General features: G+C 50.7%; 13 protein-coding genes. 10 read left to right on the top strand and 3 right to left on the bottom strand.

What is annotated here, in order from left to right; genetic code table 11:
• Nucleotides 1–479: Ig-like domain-containing protein (locus A3EQ_RS0102870; RefSeq protein WP_020153680.1), on the top strand; the 479-nt coding region annotated here is incomplete at its 5' end.
• 1,354 nt (nt 480–1,833) lie between these two features.
• Here the strand turns inward: A3EQ_RS0102870 and A3EQ_RS0102860 are convergent.
• Nucleotides 1,834–2,928: a glycerol dehydrogenase gene (locus A3EQ_RS0102860; protein ID WP_020153678.1), complete on the bottom strand. Its 1,095-nt coding sequence runs from the start codon at nt 2,926–2,928 to the stop codon at nt 1,834–1,836.
• 803 nt (nt 2,929–3,731) lie between these two features.
• On the opposite strand from A3EQ_RS0102860, the gene galU reads away from it, so the two are divergent.
• Nucleotides 3,732–4,613, top strand: coding sequence for a UTP--glucose-1-phosphate uridylyltransferase GalU (gene galU, locus A3EQ_RS0102845; RefSeq protein WP_020153675.1), 882 nt, complete (start codon nt 3,732–3,734; stop codon nt 4,611–4,613).
• Between the two features lie 567 nt (nt 4,614–5,180).
• Here galU and helD read toward each other — a convergent pair.
• Nucleotides 5,181–7,523 carry an RNA polymerase recycling motor HelD gene (gene helD / locus A3EQ_RS0102835; protein WP_020153673.1) on the bottom strand — a complete coding sequence of 781 codons (2,343 nt, stop codon included), beginning with the start codon at nt 7,521–7,523 and terminating at the stop codon, nt 5,181–5,183.
• A gap of 1,173 nt (nt 7,524–8,696) precedes the next feature.
• Between helD and A3EQ_RS0102810 the strand changes: the two genes are divergently transcribed.
• The 6 genes from A3EQ_RS0102810 to A3EQ_RS0102785 all read left to right on the top strand — a co-directional run bounded on the left by A3EQ_RS0102810 (nt 8,697) and on the right by A3EQ_RS0102785 (nt 16,458).
• Nucleotides 8,697–9,488 (top strand): MurR/RpiR family transcriptional regulator, encoded by a 792-nt coding sequence (locus tag A3EQ_RS0102810; RefSeq protein ID WP_020153668.1) that lies wholly within the window; start codon nt 8,697–8,699, stop codon nt 9,486–9,488.
• Between the two features lie 315 nt (nt 9,489–9,803).
• A complete protein-coding gene (locus A3EQ_RS0102805; RefSeq protein ID WP_020153667.1) occupies nt 9,804–11,282 on the top strand; it encodes a PTS fructose transporter subunit IIC in 1,479 nt (492 codons plus the stop codon).
• Complete coding sequence (locus A3EQ_RS0102800) at nt 11,275–11,724, top strand: PTS sugar transporter subunit IIA (RefSeq protein ID WP_020153666.1); 450 nt, start codon at nt 11,275–11,277, stop codon at nt 11,722–11,724. The genes A3EQ_RS0102805 and A3EQ_RS0102800 overlap by 8 nt, the downstream gene beginning before the upstream one ends.
• Before the next feature lies 1 nt (nt 11,725).
• Entirely contained in the window at nt 11,726–14,335 is a 2,610-nt protein-coding gene (locus tag A3EQ_RS0102795) for a glycoside hydrolase family 38 N-terminal domain-containing protein (protein WP_020153665.1), read from the top strand.
• 75 nt (nt 14,336–14,410) lie between these two features.
• Nucleotides 14,411–15,568 (top strand): MFS transporter, encoded by a 1,158-nt coding sequence (locus A3EQ_RS0102790; RefSeq protein ID WP_169382639.1) that lies wholly within the window; start codon nt 14,411–14,413, stop codon nt 15,566–15,568.
• 5 nt (nt 15,569–15,573) lie between these two features.
• Entirely contained in the window at nt 15,574–16,458 is an 885-nt protein-coding gene (locus tag A3EQ_RS0102785) for an ROK family protein (protein ID WP_020153663.1), read from the top strand.
• A gap of 72 nt (nt 16,459–16,530) precedes the next feature.
• On the opposite strand, the gene A3EQ_RS0102780 is transcribed toward A3EQ_RS0102785, so the two are convergent.
• On the bottom strand, nt 16,531–17,085 hold the full coding sequence (locus tag A3EQ_RS0102780; RefSeq protein ID WP_020153662.1) for a hypothetical protein: 555 nt from the start codon (nt 17,083–17,085) through the stop codon (nt 16,531–16,533).
• Nucleotides 17,086–17,141: 56 nt separating this feature from the next.
• Between A3EQ_RS0102780 and A3EQ_RS22405 the strand changes: the two genes are divergently transcribed.
• Nucleotides 17,142–17,351 (top strand): hypothetical protein, encoded by a 210-nt coding sequence (locus tag A3EQ_RS22405; RefSeq protein ID WP_154652797.1) that lies wholly within the window; start codon nt 17,142–17,144, stop codon nt 17,349–17,351.
• Nucleotides 17,352–17,759: 408 nt separating this feature from the next.
• Entirely contained in the window at nt 17,760–18,944 is a 1,185-nt protein-coding gene (locus tag A3EQ_RS0102765) for a M20 family metallopeptidase (RefSeq protein WP_020153659.1), read from the top strand.
• The last annotated feature ends 164 nt before the right edge of the window (nt 18,945–19,108 follow it).

The raw sequence follows: 19,108 nt of genomic DNA, 5'->3' as shown, positions 1-19,108 counted from the left end.
CGAAAGTGAGCACGGTGGGTGACAACGCCACGAAAGTGACGGGAAAAACCGAAGCGGGCGCCACCGTCTATGTGAAGGCCGGCTCGAAACAAATCGGGAAGGGAACGGCCAACAGCAAAGGCGACTTCTCGATCAAAATTTCCAAGCAGAAGGCTGGTACGACGTTAACGGTTTACGCGGTGGACAAAGCGGGAAACAAGAGCAAAGAGACGAAAGTGAAGGTCGTCGACAAAACGCCTCCGCCCGCCCCGTCCGTGAACAAAGTGACATCCAAATCAAAAAAAGTGACCGGGAAAACGGAAAAAGGCGCGACCATTTACATTTATCGCGGCTCGAAGCTCATCGGCAAAGGCACCGTATCCGCGAAAGGCACCTTCAGCGTCGCCATTTCCGCCCAGAAAAAAGGCACGGTGCTGAAAGTGTACGCCATCGATAAAGCCGGGAACCGCAGCACCGCCCGGACGGTAAAAGTGTATTAGGCGGTGGTGATGCGGGTTCCGCAAGCCTCCGGTCCATGAACAATTATGGGCTGCAGATTCATAACGATCAGGTCCGGGATGAGCGGATCAAATGGACGGCGGGATCTGGTCCCTCAAGGGAAGCCATCGTCCAATGGGCACGAACTGCCATTCCTGTTGCCCGCCTCTCCGATAAAGACGAAAAACTGGAACCTCGAAGGGGGTTCCGGTTTTTTTTATCCGCTGATTATGGCTACATTTTGAATTTTTGTATACCGCAAAAGCTACGCCAGTTGTTAAATGACTCGGTTCTTCCCGGCGTTTCCTCACGAATGGATCTTTTCACAGCTTCCAACAAACGATATGGGTATAAATCTTTGCCTGAAGGAGGTTAATGCCGTGTGATTGTGCCGAGTCAACGTAAGGCAAGGATCGACGGAACTCCAATCGATGAAGTCCGCGAATTGGTGTAAAAGAAGCGGGTGCAGGGGTGTTCCATTTCCGTAAAAGCCATATTTCCCACGATTAGGTGCAAGATTTTGGCAGACATGAGGACATGACCGCTCCAATCGGTACCGATCAAAAAAGTTTTTCTTTTCCAAGAAAAAGATCTTTATTATAAAAATATTTAGAATTTTCTATTCATAAAAAGATGGGGAAAAGGAGGGGCGGGAAATGGGAGAAAAGCTTTAGAGGAGTCTCGTATTGATCTGTTTGGCGATTATCGCCATATCGCTGGCTAGCATTTCCTTCCAATTGCCAGATTTGATCGAAAGTATCTTCGGCATTGCCGAATCACTAAATGTGATTAATGATAATCTCTCCCATTAGTCAAAGATGAAAGCTTTTCGTAGGTGTTCCTGTGGGGAAAGATGAAAATGCGCCGGAGAAGACGGCCGCGGAACCGTTTTTCCCGACTTTTACAGTTTTAGAGATAAAAAACCGCCGTAAACGGCGCCATCATCGTGTTTTTAGAGAAGCGCTTCATTTTTTGCTATGTAGATATGCCTTCGCCCTTTTATCATTCATCCCGGATGCATTTAAGGTGCCAGTCCGTTTGAAATTCTATTAAAACCTCTTTCATTCATCAGCCCAGATCCTTTGCAACATGTCATTCGCTGATTGATGTGAAGTCCAAATCATTGGGAAATTTTTGCGTTCTGCTCGGCGGACTTAAGATTGGCAATATGAACCGTTTTGCGTCCGCTTCTTTTTAAATTTTGGACTTCATCCCGAATGGACGCGGGTTCAATGAAAAAGATGAAGAAAAACTCCCCTGTCCCATTCACCGAAACGGCAAACGTGCAGGAGAGTCTTTCTTTTCTTATGAATCTCCCGGCGGACGGCCGGGAGTGAAAAGATTTAAGAAACACGTTTATTTGACATAACGTTTCCCGATGCTGTCGGCGGCTAGGATGGCGGCGTACACGTCATCGGGCGTCACTTTGAAGGGCATGTTATGGATCGTTTCGCCTTCCGCGCAGGCGGCTTCGGCGACTTTCCAAATCTTTTCTTCCACATTTTCGGTGATGCCCATTTGTTCCAGGGTGACCGGCAAGCCGACGGAGATGTTCATGCGGATCATTCGTTCGATTTCATCCATGCTGCGGTTTTCCAGCACCAGCTGGGTGACGGTGCCGAAGGCGACCTTTTCGCCATGAAGCAGGCTGTGGACGTCTTCCAATACGGTGAAGCCGTTATGAATGGCATGGGCTGCGGCAAGGCCGCCGCTTTCAAAACCGATGCCGCTTAAATACGTGTTGGCTTCTACCACGTTTTCCACCGCTTTCGTGACGGTTTTTCTTTGCACCGCCAAATAGGCCTTTAAGCCGTCTTCAAAAAGGATCTTTTGGCACAGTTCGGCAAGCCCGATCGCCGCTCTCGTAATGGATCCGCCGGCCATCGGCGTTTTGTTGGCTTCATAACAAGCGCGGGCTTCCACATAGGTGGCCAGCGCATCGCCGATCCCGGCTGCCAGGAGTCTCGCCGGCGCGTTGGCGACGATTTGCGTGTCGACCAAAACGATGTCGGGGTTTTTCGGCAAAATGAGATATTCTTCGAATACGCCGTCTTCCGTATAAATGACGGACAACGCGCTGCACGGGGCATCCGTGGAAGCGATGGTCGGAACCACGACGGTCGGCAGCTGCGTATAATAGCCTACCGCTTTAATGGTGTCGAGGGTTTTTCCTCCGCCGACGCCGACGACGACTTCCACCTTATTTTCCAAGGCCACCTTTTTAATCCGTTCAATTTCTTGTTTGGAGCATTCGCCGCGGAACGTTTCGAATACAATGGAAGCATCCGTTTTGGCAAAGCTATCTTCAATGATGTTTTTCGTAATCCCTTGCACGAACTCGTCTGCGATGAATAAGAAAGATTTTCCGAGGTGTCCGATATGTTCGTGGATGTGATGCAATTCGCCTTTGCCTTGGATGTATTTGTTCGGTGAAATGAGAATGCTTGCCATGTTTAGCCTCCTTCATTCATTTTCAATATGACGGTTTCTCCATCTTTAAAATTAGACCGATCCGGTTAGACAGTCAATAAGGTTGTCAAATATTTCGCAAATATGTAAAAGTTGATACTTTCCGATTTTGACAAAAATGGCGAAATGGTGAAAAGTCCCCCGGATCCGAATGCACCGGTACTTTCTAATCGGCGGGAGATGTTTCTGTGAAATCGGGGCCTGTGTCCCGGAATTCGGGAATTGGGGAGATTTTCTAAACAGGTGGAGGATGTCTCTATGGAATCGGCGTTTGTCCTCCGAAATTCGGGAAGTGCGGTCGGTCCTTCAAATCGGAGAGGGATGCTTCTGTGGAAATCGGCGCCCGTCTCCCGGAATTTTCCGGGCGGATTTTTCCTTGCCGATTTCCATGGACGCTTCCCGTTCCCGTGGAGGGATGCATGAGGCCGGTCTGCCTGATGCCGGCTGAATAAAAACGGTCTTTTTCCCAAATACATGTTGTTCGATTGCGGAGGTTTTTCAGATAAAATGAAGTGGTTTCCGACAACAGAGCTGGACAAGGAAAATCCAACGATTTTTATGGAACTTTTTGGTCCGGGGGAAAGGGATATGGTGATGAAGACCGCAGGAGCCGGCTCCTGACGGAAAAGCTCGCAAAAGGGGAAGAACGGAACAAGGGGCGGGGGTGTTCCCTGTTCTGGAAACTTATTGTAAAATAATATAATAATGCAGCCAGCCATGCTAAAATAGAAATAGAAATTTTTTCCTTTTTTTCATGAAAAGTACATAGAAAGGAGTCCAAACCGTTGAAAAAAATAAGAAAAGCGATCATTCCCGCAGCAGGACTCGGAACGAGATTTTTGCCGGCCACCAAGGCGATGCCGAAGGAAATGCTGCCGATCGTCGACAAGCCTACCATCCAATACATCGTGGAGGAGGCCATTGAATCGGGGATCGAAGATATCATCATCGTTACGGGAAAAGGGAAAAGAGCCATCGAGGACCATTTCGACAATAATTTTGAACTGGAGCAAAACCTGAAGGAAAAAGGAAAATTCGATCTGCTGGAGAAAGTGAGACAATCTTCGGAAGTGGAAATCCATTACATCCGGCAAAAGGAACCGAAGGGGCTGGGCCATGCGGTTTGGTGCGCCCGGAACTTCATCGGGGATGAGCCGTTCGCCGTCCTGTTGGGGGATGATATCGTCCAGGCGGAGGTTCCTTGCTTAAAACAATTAATTAATCAATATGAGGAAACCTTGTCTTCGGTCATCGCCGTGCAAACAGTGCCGGACGACGAAACCCACCGGTACGGGATCATCGATCCTCTGTCCAGCAGGGGCAGGCTGTATCAGGTGAAGAGCTTCGTGGAAAAACCGGAACAGGGCACCGCCCCGTCCAACTTGGCCATCATTGGCCGGTATATTTTGACCCCGGAAATTTTCCGTTTCCTTGCGAAGCAGGAAGTCGGAGCCGGCGGGGAAATTCAACTGACGGACGCGATCCGGGAGCTCAATCAAATCCAGCGCGTCTTCGCCTACCAATTCGAGGGCAAGCGGTATGATGTCGGAGAAAAGCTGGGCTTCATCCAAACGACGATCGAATTCGCTTTGCAAAATGAAGAGCTGCGGGACGATGTTCTTCATTTTATGAAGCAGGTCCTTGAACGGGCGACCGAAGAAAGGTAAGGATTTTTCCTGTACGGTTGCCGGTTGGACGATTCATCCGAAAAAGCGGCCGGAAGAAAGATAACGATTTTCACTAGCGTGTTCGTGCGGCCACCGACGGAGACGACGCGTTTTTCATCGAAAAACATTCCCCTCTAATCGGCGCAATGCCGGAGGGGAATTTTTTTACGGGCAGGGCAAACATATTTTCAGACGGATTTCGCGATACCCGCGGCTCTATTGTTTTCGGGCGGCGATCGGAATTTGCGCAAGGCATTCTGCTGAGAACACAAGCAAAAAAGGCAGGAGATTCTCTGATTGAAAAACGGAGCCCCCTGCCTATGTCAGAAAGTATGCCGAATGCCGGCTGGGCAAAGTGGCCGGCAAGCGCCCTTCGCCGGTTTGGAAAAGAAAAACGGATGATCCAAGAAGAACAAAATTTCCTTGAACGTCCAATATAAGAAACGACTGTGATCAACGGACGCCGGACGGCCGATGCGGCCGAACGGAAGATCTTTCCGTTTCGCGAGACGTTCGTTTTGTTTTTTATTACAGTGATCCATTGAAGACGCCGAACCTGCCCCCGCGTTAATTCGGGACCGTAAGGTAACTCCCCGGCGCGACGCTGCGCAAAAAGGGGCTCGGTTCGCCCACGCTGTAAAGCTGCAGGTGATGCATGGCCCGGGTGCAGGCGGTGTAGAACAATCTGCGCAGGCTCTCATCGCCGTAAACTTGCGCCGATGCGTTATAAATGATGACGGCGTCGAATTCGATGCCCTTGGCCAAATACGCCGGTATGACGATCACCCCTTGTTCGTATTCGGCGGAGCCGCTCTTGACGAGTTTAATTTCGTCGACGCCCTTCAACGCCTCGTAGGCGGCGGTGCTTTCCGCCAACGATTTGCAGATGACCGCGATCGTATGGTACCCCCGGTTCCGCAAGTCCTTGACTTTGGAAGCGATCGAGCGGTGCAGTTCGTCATGGTCGGCAACTTTCGTCAGCACGGGCTTTTCGCCTTCGCGCTCAAAAGGGATGATCCGTTCGCCGCTGGGCACGAGCCCGCGCGTAAATTCGACGATCGGTTTTGTGGATCTGTAGCTGCGGTTCAAGGTGATCACGTCCGTTTCATCCGGTCCGTACAAGCTGGTCAATGTTTGAAAATCGGCCGTTTCGCACGAATGGGCGAAGATCGCCTGGTTAAAGTCGCCGAGCACGGTCATCCTCGCCGAGGGAAACAAACATTTCAAATACTCGAATTGAAACGGGGAATAGTCTTGCGCTTCGTCTACAAGCACATGTTTGATCGAGACGTTCGTCTGAAAGCCTTGAATCAGATCTTGCAAGAATAAAAACGGCGTTGCATCTTCGTAAAACAGTTTGCCTTCGTCCAGCATTTTCGCCGTCAACCGGCAAATATCCTCCCACTCCTCGGGCGTTTCCCCTTCCAGCCAAAATTTGATCCGCGTCGGATCGGCGAAAAGCTGTTTGTACATTCCTTTAAAGTCGATGAAACGAAGGGTCCGGATCCGCTTGCGCAACGGCTTCCACTTTTTGCGGACGATCAGTTCGCCCAGCGCTTCGATCTCGTTCTCATAATTGTCTAGCGATTTGCCTTTGGAGCGGCGTTTTTTCCGCAAATAGGTGTAAGCCTTATGGTAATCCTCGTCGCTGAGCAGTTCGATTTCTTCCTGTACCCACGGCTTGGTCCGTTCAAGTTTCTCCGCTTCATCGATTTTTTTGTTCAGCCAATCCGTCAGCTTTTCAAGCCGGTTGTGAAAGCGGAGGGAGGTGTCGCTGCTGTAAAACCTTTCCGCGATTTGTTCGGCGGTGATGATCGGTTTTCCTCTGAATCGAATATCTTTGAACAGCATGCCGGAGGATGCCAGCGACTTCCAATATGCCTTGATCGCCTCGAAAAAACGGGCCGATGCCTTGAATCGGATGCTCGCCATCCGGGTCCGCCAGGAAGGGTCATCCCTTGCGGTCAGCACATATTCCAGTTGCTCGTATGGCCCCTCGATTTGAAATTCTTTGCTCAACCGGTGGTCCAAGTATTCCTGGAAGGTGACCTGTTGCATGTTTTCTTCGCCGAGTTCGGGCAACACATTGGAGACGTAGCTGTTAAACATCGAATTCGGTGAAAATAATAGGATTTGATCGGCTTTCAGCCTGTCCCGGTACTTGTAGAGTAAGTAGGCGATCCGCTGCAGGGCTGCCGACGTCTTGCCGCTGCCGGCGGGCCCTTGCACGATGAGCATCCGTCCCCGGTCATGCCGGATGATCCGGTTTTGTTCCCGTTGAATGGTGGCCACGATGTTGTGCATATGTTTGTCTGAGACTTTGCCAAGCACTTGCTTTAAAATCTCGTCTCCGATGGTGAGACTCGTATCGAACATCGATTGGATAACGCCGCCGCGGATGATATATTGCCATTTTTTCTCCAGCGTGCCGCGGACCGTGCCTCCGGGTGTGGCATATTCGGCCGGACCGGGCGCGTAATCGTAGTAGACGCTCGAGACCGGCGCCCGCCAGTCGTAGATGAGGATGTTCTCTCCGCTTGGATCCGTGAGTGTGGAGATGCCGATATAGATTTTTTCGGCGGCGGAATCCCCTTCTTCAGTGAAATCGATCCGGCCGAAATAGGGGATCTCCTGCATGCGGCGCAGCGCTTCCAGCCTCTTAAAGGCTTGTCTGTGGGTGCTTTGGCTCACGGACAGGTTCTGGGCCTGTTGCCTCAAGGCGATGATCGTCTCCAGATAATCGTCGAACGTGTCCGTATTGACCTTGACGTCATCCCAAAAATGTTTGCGGATGTTAATCACTTCTTTCCGGCGCCGGAGGGTTTCCTTTTCCAACATGCCGATTTGCTCCGCGATGATCTCCATTACGCTGTCCAATCGTTCCTGCTCCCGCCGAAGTTCCGGATTCATATCAAGCACTCCTTTAAAAAATGATGAAAAATGGGGGTTGACGGAAAGGGATTTATGCTGTATAATTAGAATTGGGTTATTATACTATAATTTATTACAATAATGTGTTGCTACACTAATTTATCATAGTTTCGCGATTTTATCAATGGATTGAATGCTGCCGTATGGGTCGGATGATTGCATTGCGTGCGATTTTAACTTTTTCCAAGATTGTAAGTGAATATAAATTTCCGCGTTTTAAAATCCGGCGAATCGTATACAGGCGTATTCGCCGCGTTTTTTATGTGCGGAAGATTGTTTCTTGCGGCTTTTCCGGCTATGCCCGTGTCTTCTCGACAAAATGTTCCCCCGGTTTTTTTCTTCCCGTTTTCCGGCCATCTTTCCACTCTTCCGAGCCGCGGATTTCATGCCATTGGCCCCACTAATGCGCCGCCGATCCGATGAAACGGCATTCCCCTTTTTGCCGATTGCGTTCAGTTTTAGATTGGTTCCGGTTTCGGCTGCGGTTTGGCCTCTGTTTTTATCTCGATTGCGTTCATTTTCGACCTTTTTTGCAAATACCTTCATGGTCCTTCCGCGCTTTTTCTCGGACGCATTCCGCGGGCAAACGTGTCTGGCGGCCGACTGGAATTTCCGGCATCATGCTTTTCTTCGCGCAATGTACATTCTCTAAATCCTCATTTTCCGCGTTCAAGTGCAATGACATATTCGCGTCAATTGTGGGGCGGTTTCGGATCTTGGCAAGCAAATCCCCTTGGGCATTTTCCCCCGAAATGCGCATTTTCATTAAATGCTAGGATTGAAGCAAAAGGATGGAACTCCTGATAAAGATGCGCACCGGGACGGAGAGATGATCCGGTTTCGGTGTGTCTCCGCTTTTCTGGCGGTAGGGAATCCATACCATACGGAGGCAAAACTTCAGCGCCCCGGCATTGGGGAAATCGAAAATTTCCGCCGGACAATCCCCTGCAAAAATGGAAACGTTTTGATAGAATATGTTACAGACGGAATTTCTTGCCATTGGCGAGGGAATGACCCGATGACGAATTCTTTCGTCCGGCATTTGCCGGCATCGGAAAGATGCCGGGAGCACCGGAATTTCCGAAAAAAAGTTCGGGTGCCCCGCGGCGCGGCGCCCATGAGCCAAAAACAAAAAAGAGAGAGTGAAATCCGATGAACACGGTCATTAAACGGATCAATGAAAAATATAAATATTTGTCGCCGTCCCATAAGGCCATTGCCAATTTTCTGTTAAACAATCACGAGAAGATCCCCCACCTGACGGCCCGGGAACTGGCGGAACAAACGTTGAACGTGCCCAGCTCCATCATCTCCTTCTCCAAAAAACTGGGGTTTAAAGGGTTCAACGAGCTGAAATACAGTTACATGAACGATGAAAAAAACAACCAGACCGTCGACGACGAAATCGTAAAGGCCCTTATGAAAGCGGAAGAAGTGACGAAACGGAAGGAGTTTAAAGAGGCGGTACGGCTATTGCTCGAGGCTCCCAGGATCTTTATCATGGCCTTCCAAATGTCGCAAATTCCCGCCAAGGATTTTTACTTTCGCATGCGGAAAATCGAGCCTTCCAAAATGATCTTTTTTGAAACTTACGCCGACCAGTTCCGCATGGTCTCGATGATGGGGGATGATGACGTCGTATTGATCGTTTCCAACAGCGGGGAAGCGGAGGAAATTTTGGAGATTGAAAAGGAACTGAGCAAAAAGAAATGCAAACAGATCCTGGTGACTAACGGCATTAACAGTTCCTTGTCCAAATATGCCACCATCGAATTGAGCGTCGGCTGCCTGGAGGACGACCCCGTGATGTTCAAGGAAGTCCCCACGAAAGCCCGCTATGCGTTGATTTACCTCCTGGAAAAGATTTTTTTGGAAATTCTCCATATCGATTTTGAAGAAAAGCGGCAGCGGATCATCAATACCAGCAAGTTTTTTAAAGGATGACCGCCGGATGGCGCACGTCGTCTCCGATAACTTCCTTTCGACCGTCGCGTCCTCTCGGTGAAAATACGTCGGCCATTACAGTTTTCGAGACGGATTTTGCCATCTTGAATTTTTTTTGAACGGATTGAGAACAAATTTTCAAATTAACTATTGTTATTGAAAATTTGTTCTCTTATCTTTATAATGGGCTTTGGAAGAGAGAACGCTTTCTTAAAACTTGGTGCGAAACCGGGGGGTTGGTGGTTATCGGAGGAGAACGCGCCTTATAAACAAATCCCATTTTTCAACATGAGAGGAGAAAAGGAGGAAAAGACTGTGGAAATTAAACGTTTCGTCGCTGTTACCGGCTGTGCCGCTGGGATCGCCCATACCTACATGGCACAGGAAGCTTTGGAAAAAGCCGCAAAAGAATTGGGCATCGAAGCGAAAGTGGAAACGCAGGGGACGATCGGAACGGAAAACCAACTGACCAAGGAAGATATCGAGAAGGCGGATGTTGTCATTATCGCCGCCGATATCAACATTGACAAAAGCCGTTTTATCGGGAAAAAAGTTTTGGAAGTGGACACGAACACGGCATTGAAAGACGCAAAAACGTTAATTTTGACCGCGTTGGATAAAGCGGTGCTTTACAGCGGCAAAGGAACGAAAGTCGGGGGAAAAATCGAGATCGGAACGTCCACGAACAAGTTTGTCCGTTACTTGATGTCCGGTTTGACGGATATGATTCCGGTCACGATTGCGGCCGGTTTGCTTTTGGCCATCGCCAATGTTTTCGCCTTCCATCCCGATCCGAACAATCCCGATCTGGTCGTTTGGGGATTCTCGGATGACGCCAAAGGGGAATTTTTCTCCAAATTATTCGATCTTGGTAAAATCGGGTTCACCTTGATGATTCCCATTTTTGCCGCGGGTGTCGCCCGGGCCATCGGCGACAGGCCGGCTGTAGCTCCTGCATTTATCGCGGGTTATATGATCAATGATGCGAAATTTTTGGGAACGGAAACGGGAGCCGGGTTCATCGGTGCCATTATTGTCGGTTTTGGCGTCGGTTATCTCGTCCTGTTGCTGAAAAAAGTTCCCTGGCCGAAGCTTTTAAAACCGGTTGTTCCCATCCTGATCATCCCGTTGCTCGCAACCTTCGTTTCCTATATCGTGATTTATTATCTGATCGGTCAGCCGATCGCCTTTGGCATGAATTCCCTTTATGAATTTATCAATCATATTACCGAGAGCTATGCGGCCGCTCCCATTATTTACGGCGCCATCTTGGGGGCGATGATGGGATTTGACTTGGGCGGCCCGGTGAATAAAACGGCCCTGTTGGTCAGCTCGGCCATTTTCGTCGACACCATGAACCAATTCGGTCCGGAAGGCGTGAACGCCATTCCCCAGGCGGCAACAGGCGCGGCCATCTCGGTGGCTCCGCTCGGCGCGGCAATTGCGACCTGGCTGTTCAAGAAACATTTCAGCCTGGAAGAACGCACCCTCGGGACTTCGGCCTTCGTGATGGGGATGGTCGGGGTCACGGAAGGCGCGATCCCGTTTGCGGCCGCCCATCCGTCGTTGATCATTGCGAACACCCTTGCCTCGGGTCTTGCCGGCGCGTTGGTCGCATCCGCAGGAATCCACTTCTACGGCGGAATCGGTTCGCCGCTGGGCGCCTTCGTCGGGTACACGACAGGACCGGCCTTCTCCTGGCTGTGGTGGATTGTGCTCATCTTGTTCAGCGCCTTTGTCAATGCTTTATTATACAGATTCATTCTCAGAAAAAGAGTGATCGCCAATGACTGAAATCTTTCAGGAAAAAAATATTTTCTTGGTGGAAGAAAAACTGGAAAATAAAGAACAGCTTTTGCGGCTCATCGCCAAAAAAGCGGCCGAACTGGGCTACGTCCATTCCGAGTCCGACTGTTTGCAAGGGCTGCTGGAACGGGAAAAACAACAGAGCACCGGCTTCCAGGACGGGTTTGCCATTCCCCATTGCAAAAATCAAACGGTCAAAGAACCCCGTTTGCTCATCTTTAAGACGCTGCCCATCCCGTGGGATACACTGGACGGGCAGCCCGTCCAATTCGCTTTCGTCCTGCTCATCCCGGAACAATCCGCTGCCGAACATTTGAAGTATCTCTCGAAAATCGCGAAGTCTTTGCTGGATGACGAATACCGGAGCCAGCTGAAACAAGGGGATCAGCAAAGGATTTACTCACTGGTCAAAGAAAAATTGGAGGATTGAGATGAGAAAAGTTCATGTCGTGAATCACACCCACTGGGACAGAGAATGGTACTTTACCACTTCCGACGCCTTGGTTTTGAGCGACGACGTCTTCACGGAAATTCTGGACGAATTGGAAAAAAATCCGGAAGCGAAATTTTGCTTGGACGGGCAAATCTCCATTCTTGAGGAATATTTGCAGCTCAGACCCGAGCGGACCGGGCAAGTGAAAAAACTCGTCAGCCAAAAACGATTGGCCATCGGCCCCTGGTACACGCAAACGGATGCCTTCTTTGTCGACGCGGAATCGATGATCCGCAACCTGGCCATCGGGATCAAGGAAAGCAAAAAATACGGCGATCCCATGCGGGTCGGCTACTTGCCCGATACCTTCGGATTTAACGCGCAAATGCCGACGATCTTGAGAAACTGCGGGATCGATAACATCATCTTTTGGCGGGGCATCAATCTGCAAAAGCATGTCAAGCGGCCGTATTTCATTTGGAAAGGGCTCGGGGAAAAGGCCGTCGTCGCGGCCAACCTGGTGGACGGGTACGGCGCCGCGGCCTTCCTTAATGACAGCGACGAGTATCTCGACAAACGGCTGTTCCCCGCCGTGGAAAAATTGAAGAAATTAACCGATCAGCAGGAGCTCCTGATCACCTCGGGCGGAGACCAGCTGCGCATCGTTGAAGATTTACCGCAGAAATTGGCGTCCATCAATCAAAAATCCCAGGACCAATATGTGGTCAGTTCCTATGAAACGTTCATCGATACGTTGCGCGGGGAAAAAGATTTGGAAGAATATCAGGGGGAATTCCGGGAGCCCTGCACCGCCCGCGTCCACAAGTCGATCGGATCGGTCCGCTATGACATTAAGCGAACCAATTTCCGGATGGAACAAAAACTGCTGAAGCGGATCGAACCGTTAATGGCCATCGCCCGGGCGAACGGGATTGAGGTCAGCACGAACCTGTTGACCCATGCCTGGAAAAAACTGTTGGAAGGGCAAGCCCACGACAGCATGGGCGGATGCGTCACGGATCCTGTTGCCGCGGACGTCCTCCATCGGATGAAAGCGGTCGATGAAATCGCGGACAGCATCGAAAATCTGATCGCCAAGCGGCTGTCGGAAAAAATCGGGCTGAAGGAAAATGAAATTCTTGTCTTCAACACCCTTCCGAAAAAATTCAAAGGTTATAAGATCGTAGAATTCATGCATCCGTCGAAAAATGTGAGATTCGAAGGGATCGAGGATGCCGTTCTCCTGGATGCCGTTTATTACGAAGGAAAAAACAATTTGCTGCTCGAGTCGCCGGAAGGGCCCAAATATGTGAACGAAGACCCCTATTATCGATTGAAAGTGTTGATCCCGGTCGAACTGCCGGCGATGGGCTACCGGGTGATCCGGTTCGAAGAGGGGGATGCGCCGCTTCCCGAATTAAAGGAAACGGAAGCCCGCGAAATCAGCAATGAACACTACCGCATTTCCTATGAAGACAATGATCTGGTGCTGGAAACAAAATTCGGGAAAAAGATGAAAGGCTTTATCCGTTTCGAAGATTGCGGAAACGACGGCGACACCTATGATTTCTCTCCTTTGCCCGGGGACAAGCCGGAACTCCTTTCCCTGTCCTTGAAAAATGTCAAAAAGGCGTCCCTCGTCGAAACGATGACGCTGGAAGGGGAATTTTTGCTGCCCCGCCATTTGGACGACCGGCTGAAGGAAAACGGGGAAAAAGACCGCTTGCGGATCACGCTGGAAATCAGCCTGCGAAAAGGGGAAGAAATCATTGATTGCCGCTGCACGGTCGACAACCGGATTTACAGCCACCGGCTGCGGGTGAAAATCAATACGGATATCCATGCGAAAGAAACGATCGCTTCCTTGCCTTTCGGCTATATCCGCCGTCCGGTTTTGAACGGGAACGTGGGCGATTGGAAAAAAGATTATGTGGAAATGCCCATTGATATCGAACCCTTCGACGCTTCCGTCAGCGTGGAGGAGGAAAACTATCACCTTTCCGCCTTCGGAAAGGGGATCAAGGAATATCAACACATCGGCGACAGCCTCTATTTGACGTTATTCGCCACGACCGGGCAGCTGGGCAAGCCGAATCTGGTCACCCGGCCGGGACGCGCCTCCGGAGACACGACGAAAAAGGGCCATGTGATGATTCCCACGCCCCAGGCGGAATTGATCGGGACGTTGGACTTCGAATTTGCCCTTTGCGTCAAGGAGGGCAGGTTTGACGAACTGGGAACGGCCAAACTGTGGGAGACCTATTCTTCCGAGCATATCAGCTATCAGCCGCAAACCTTGAACAAATTTATTTACCGTCTGGACAATAAGATTCAGCCCCGTTATCAAAAGGGAACGCTGCCGCGGGAATTTTCCCTGCTGGAAGTCGGCCCGGACAGCCTGTTCAGCAGCTTTTCCCCGTCCCTCTACGACGACGGTGCGTTCCTTCTGCGGTTAAAGAACCCGACCGGCGGGGAAAAGAAACTGGAAAACTATGATTTTCGCCGATTCGCCCATGTTTTGAAGACGAATTGCATTGAGGAAATAAGCGAAGATCAAGATTTCCGCATTCCTCCCTATGATGCATTGACGCTGAAACTTTGGTTGTAAAGGGCCTGGAAAATGGATGTTAAGGAAATGATCAGGAGCCGGTATCCAAACCGGCGGGACCCGGTGTGCCGGAAAATGAACGTTAAGGATGCGATCAGGGAAACCGTCTTTCGGTTTCAGCTCTTTGCTTTTTCGCTGGTTACCTCGATGCTGATTTTTCAATACGAAATTTTGATGAATGACCGCGGGGTTCCCATCCATCTGAGTTTGGTCGTTTACAGTTTATCGCAGATCGTGATCATTTTTGCCACCCTGTTTTGGGGAAAGGCCATCACCTTCGCCCGGAACAAAGACCGCCTGATCCAAATATCGCTGATCATCCGGCTGGTCATCACCGTTTGGATGTGCATCGCGGAACAGAAGACCCTGTTCATCCTTTTGTTCCTGCTTTACCATACCGTCTCATCCAGCATCGATATCGCCTTTGAAGGCTTGATGGGGCGTTGGTCCTACCGGAACCGACGCCCCTTTGGAAAATTCCGCCTGTTCGGCTCCATGGGCTACGCCAGCAGCGGGCTGGCGGCGGGCTTCATCCTTTCTTTGACGAAAAATGTGAACGATCTGCTTGTTTTTATCTTGCTCCTCAATTTCCTGATTTTTCTCGGCAATCTTTTCTTCCCGCTGAACGGGGAAATGGAAGACCCGACGGCCGTCCGCAAGGGAAGCGGGATGGGCGGGAAAAGGGTAACCGCCCTCCTTTTCCTTTGTGCTGTCGTCGTCACGCTGCCCAACAGCTTCGGCGTGGTGTTAAACAATCATTACCGGACCGCTTTCCAATTGGACGTGGAAGCCGCGGTTTTTTGGGCCGGGGCTGCGCTTTTGCTCGGCTCTTTTTTGTCCGAGGTGACCGGCTTCTTCTTTGTGGACCGGCTGATCGAAAGATACGGGGCGAAGAATATCATTTTCGCGGGAATCGGCTTGAGCCTGCTGCGGTGGGTGATCGCCCTGTTCGCCGGCCTTCCGGAGGTGTTTACCGCCACCTATCTGTTCCATGGGGTGAGCTTTGCCTTTCTTTATTTGGGCTGCGTGAATTATGTCCGGGAAAAATTCGGTGAATCCGCCGTCAGCGAAGTGGTCGTCAACTTCTCCCTGTATGCGGGCATCATTTGTTTTTTGTTGACCCAGGCCTTTTCCTTGATTTTGACCTATTTTACGACGGGATTCATTCTTTCGTTATTTATCTTTATTTGCTTGCTCATGCTCATTTTCTATTATTTCTCCTTTTGGAAGTGACGAAGATGAATTACCTGGCTTTTGACATCGGCGGAACCAATACGAAATATGCGGTCGTATCGGAAGACGGGGAAATCTTGAGGAAGAAAATCGCCCCGACCCCGGAAAGTTACGGGCAGTTGTTGCGGTTTATTACCAACGTTTATTCGGAAGAGAGGCCTTCCCCGTATATCGGTTTAAGCTGTCCGGGGATTTACGATCCCGGACGGAACCAAATCACCGGTTCTTCCGCGCTCGCCTATTTGATCGAAAAGGATATTGTCGGCGACATCCGGGAAATGCTGCAGGGCGTGGACGTTTTTATCGAAAACGACGGGAATTGCGCCCTGCTGGGGGAAGTGTGGAAAGGGCATGCCCGGGGGCTGGAGAATGCGGCGATCATCGTAGTCGGAAGTGCCGTCGGCGGCGGGGCAATGGTGAACGGCAAGCTCCTCCGGGGCGCCTTTTTGAACGGCGGGGAGTTCGGGTACATGTTGATCGATAATGACGTGGAACGGGAATCATTCCATTCCTTCGGCGGGAAAAGCGGATTGAACGGGCTGCTGGCTTTTGCCAGGAAAAACGGCTATCCGGCGGCAAACGGCGTGGAGTTATTTGAAATGATCGAATCCGACGGCCGCCTGGCCGGGCTGATCCAGAAGCAATTGCTGTATACCGCCATCGGGATCATCAACCTTCAATATATTTTGGACCCCGCCGTCATCATCATCGGCGGCGCCATCAGTCGCAATCAGACGTATATGGAGATGCTGGAGCGGGCGATCGATCAGGTGATGAAGAAGAGGGAAAATTATAAAGTAAGGCCGCGAATCGTTCCCGCCAGGCACAGCAACGACGCGAACCTGCTCGGGGCGGTGTATGTGATCAAGGAAAGGATAGGGTTAAAGTAAAAAACGGGGATTGGAAGCCGTGGACGAAGACGGAGGCAGCGCATTGTTGCCTCCTTTTTTTTGTTGCCATCGTTATCGTCCATGTCTCTTTGTTGTTTGAAGTTTGCCGGTGATGCCGGACAGGATCTTTTCAAGAACCGCCGAAAGAAATCGCCGATTTGCTTTGGAGAAATGGCGGTGTCCCGCGAAAATTTTTTCATGTAAAGACTGATGAACTTCGTTTTTGCTGGGTAAGGCGGCAGGAACCGGGCTATAGGCGGATACACGGGTTTGACGGGGATTTTCCGCGCAGGCGAAACCCCGTCTGGTATCTTCGCTTGATTGGTTCCATCGGGCGGGGCGAAGAAATGGCGGGTATTGGGCTGCGGTTTTGATCCTTGCGGGAATGTCCAACATCCGTCTTGTTCCTGCGAATGGACTGTCCAATATCGGGCCGTCCGACATTTGTCTTGTCCCGCGGCCGGATGTGATGGAACACGGACCGTCCGACAATTGCCTTGTTCCCGCAACCGGAATGCTCAACATCGGTATGGCCGAAATCTGTCCTTGTTTCTTTCTATGAATGGACGGTTCAACATCGGTCTTCGCTGGCTCCGCAATTTTTCCCACATGACCGACATTCGTCATGCCCCCCTGAACGAAATGTCCAACATTAGGCCACGATGATTCTGCATTTTTTCCAAATGTCCAACATCCGTCCTGTTCCTGCGGCCGGACTGTCCAATATCGGTCCCCGATCGTTCCACATTTTTTCCCAAATGTTCAACATCCGGTCGGTTTTGTTCAACATTTCCGGAAGATGGTCCAACATCCTTTTTGACCGGAAAGCCGGTTTGTCCAAAATCGTGCCCGAACGGTTCAACATTTATAAAAAATTGTCCAACATCGCCTGACACTGTCCATCATGAAGAGAAATTTGTTTAACATTTGAAAATTATTGTCCATCATGAAAAGAAATATGTCCAACATGGAAGAAAATTTGTCTATCATCGTCAAAAAAATGTCCATCATCCCCTCATTTATGTCCATCATCGGCCGGAACGTCCAAAATCGGCATTCGGAGGCATCTCCCCCGATGGGAACACCCGGGTGATTTTGCAAAAAATCATTTGAAAAATGGAATCCGCTGCGCTAAAATAGATAGAAAATTAAAATTTGAGCAAAGATTCCGTTTGTAGTTGGCGGAAAGCACCGCGGGAGGGAATAATCGGCAAGCAGAACGGGGACGAAGCCGGTTTATCGAAAAAACATCGACATTCATCAGCCAAAAGACTTCAAGGGGAAGAAAGGGGAGGACTTTCATGACGAATGAAGAGATCAAACGGCTCGTCGATGAAGTGAAGGAGGAAGTGGTCGGCTGGCGGCGCCATTTGCATGCCCATCCGGAACTTTCCTTCCAGGAGGAAAAAACCGCCCAATTCGTCTACGAAAAGCTTCAATCTTTCGGCAATCTTGAGCTTTCCCGGCCGACGAAAACGAGCGTCATGGCCCGGTTGATCGGCGAGAAACCCGGCCGGGTGGTCGCCATCCGCGCCGATATGGATGCCTTGCCGATTCAAGAGGAAAACGATTTTGAATTTGTTTCGAAAAATCCGGGAGTGATGCATGCCTGCGGGCATGACGGCCACACGGCGATGCTTTTGGGAACGGCCAAAATCTTAACCCGCCTGCGGGACCGAATTCAGGGGGAAGTCCGTTTCCTCTTCCAACATGCGGAGGAGCTGTACCCCGGCGGGGCGGAGGAATTGGTGCAGGCCGGCGTTTTGGAAGGGGTCGATGTGGTGATCGGCACTCATCTCTGGTCGCCCCTTGAACACGGAAAAATCGGCATCGTCTACGGCCCGATGATGGCTTCACCGGACAGCTTCCATTTGCGCATCCACGGAAAGGGCGGCCATGCGGGAATGCCGCACCAGACGGTGGATGCCATCGCCATCGGCGCCCAGGTGGTGACGAACCTGCAATATATCGTCTCCCGCTATGTCGATCCGATCGAACCGCTCGTCGTCTCCGTGACCCAGTTTGTGGCGGGAACGACCTTTAACGTACTTCCGGGGACGGTGGAAATTCAGGGCACGGTGCGGGTCTTTGACGAAAAGCTGAGGCAGTCGGTCCCGCAGTGGATGGAACGGATCATCAAAGGGATTACCGAGGCCCATGGGGCAACCTATGAATTTCAATATCATTACGGCTATCGCCCGGTCATTAACGATGACGAGGTGACGAAGGTGATCGAGGAAACGGCACGGGAGGTGTTCGGCGACGAGGCGGTGGAACGGATGAAGCCGAACACGGTGGGGGAAGATTTTTCCGCCTTCCTGCACCGGGTGCCGGGGAGCTTTTTCTACGTCGGCGCCGGCAATAAGGAAAAGGGCATCATCTATCCGCATCATCATCCCCGTTTTACCATCGACGAGGATTCGCTGGAAATTGGCGTCCGGCTCTTCGTGCATGCGGCGTTGAAATTGTTGGGGCAGGCGGCGTAACAGAACGGAATTTTCCCGAAAATTACGATCGCATCGACGGGTGTCGCAGCGTTCGCATGAAGCCAAACGTCGTAACGAAATTTTCCCAGTTTCATTTTCCGAACGGGCAGGAAGTGAATGTTCACTTGAAACCTGAAGTCGGACCCGAAGGTCGGGCTGTTCGC

Origin of the sequence: Caldibacillus debilis DSM 16016 (genome assembly GCF_000383875.1) — a bacterium.
GTDB classification, from domain to species: Bacteria; Bacillota; Bacilli; order Bacillales; family Caldibacillaceae; genus Caldibacillus; species Caldibacillus debilis.
This window is presented reverse-complemented; position numbering and strand designations above follow the sequence as displayed.

Coding starts and splice junctions, on each gene's coding strand:
- A3EQ_RS0102860 (WP_020153678.1), bottom strand. CDS start 2,928: ATGGCAAGCATTCTCATTTCACCGAACAAATACATCCAAGGCAAAGGC.
- helD (WP_020153673.1), bottom strand. CDS start 7,523: ATGAATCCGGAACTTCGGCGGGAGCAGGAACGATTGGACAGCGTAATG.
- A3EQ_RS0102810 (WP_020153668.1), top strand. CDS start 8,697: ATGAACACGGTCATTAAACGGATCAATGAAAAATATAAATATTTGTCG.
- A3EQ_RS0102800 (WP_020153666.1), top strand. CDS start 11,275: ATGACTGAAATCTTTCAGGAAAAAAATATTTTCTTGGTGGAAGAAAAA.
- A3EQ_RS0102795 (WP_020153665.1), top strand. CDS start 11,726: ATGAGAAAAGTTCATGTCGTGAATCACACCCACTGGGACAGAGAATGG.
- A3EQ_RS0102790 (WP_169382639.1), top strand. CDS start 14,411: ATGAACGTTAAGGATGCGATCAGGGAAACCGTCTTTCGGTTTCAGCTC.
- A3EQ_RS0102785 (WP_020153663.1), top strand. CDS start 15,574: ATGAATTACCTGGCTTTTGACATCGGCGGAACCAATACGAAATATGCG.
- A3EQ_RS0102780 (WP_020153662.1), bottom strand. CDS start 17,085: ATGACGAATGTCGGTCATGTGGGAAAAATTGCGGAGCCAGCGAAGACC.
- A3EQ_RS22405 (WP_154652797.1), top strand. CDS start 17,142: ATGTCCAACATCCGTCCTGTTCCTGCGGCCGGACTGTCCAATATCGGT.
- A3EQ_RS0102765 (WP_020153659.1), top strand. CDS start 17,760: ATGACGAATGAAGAGATCAAACGGCTCGTCGATGAAGTGAAGGAGGAA.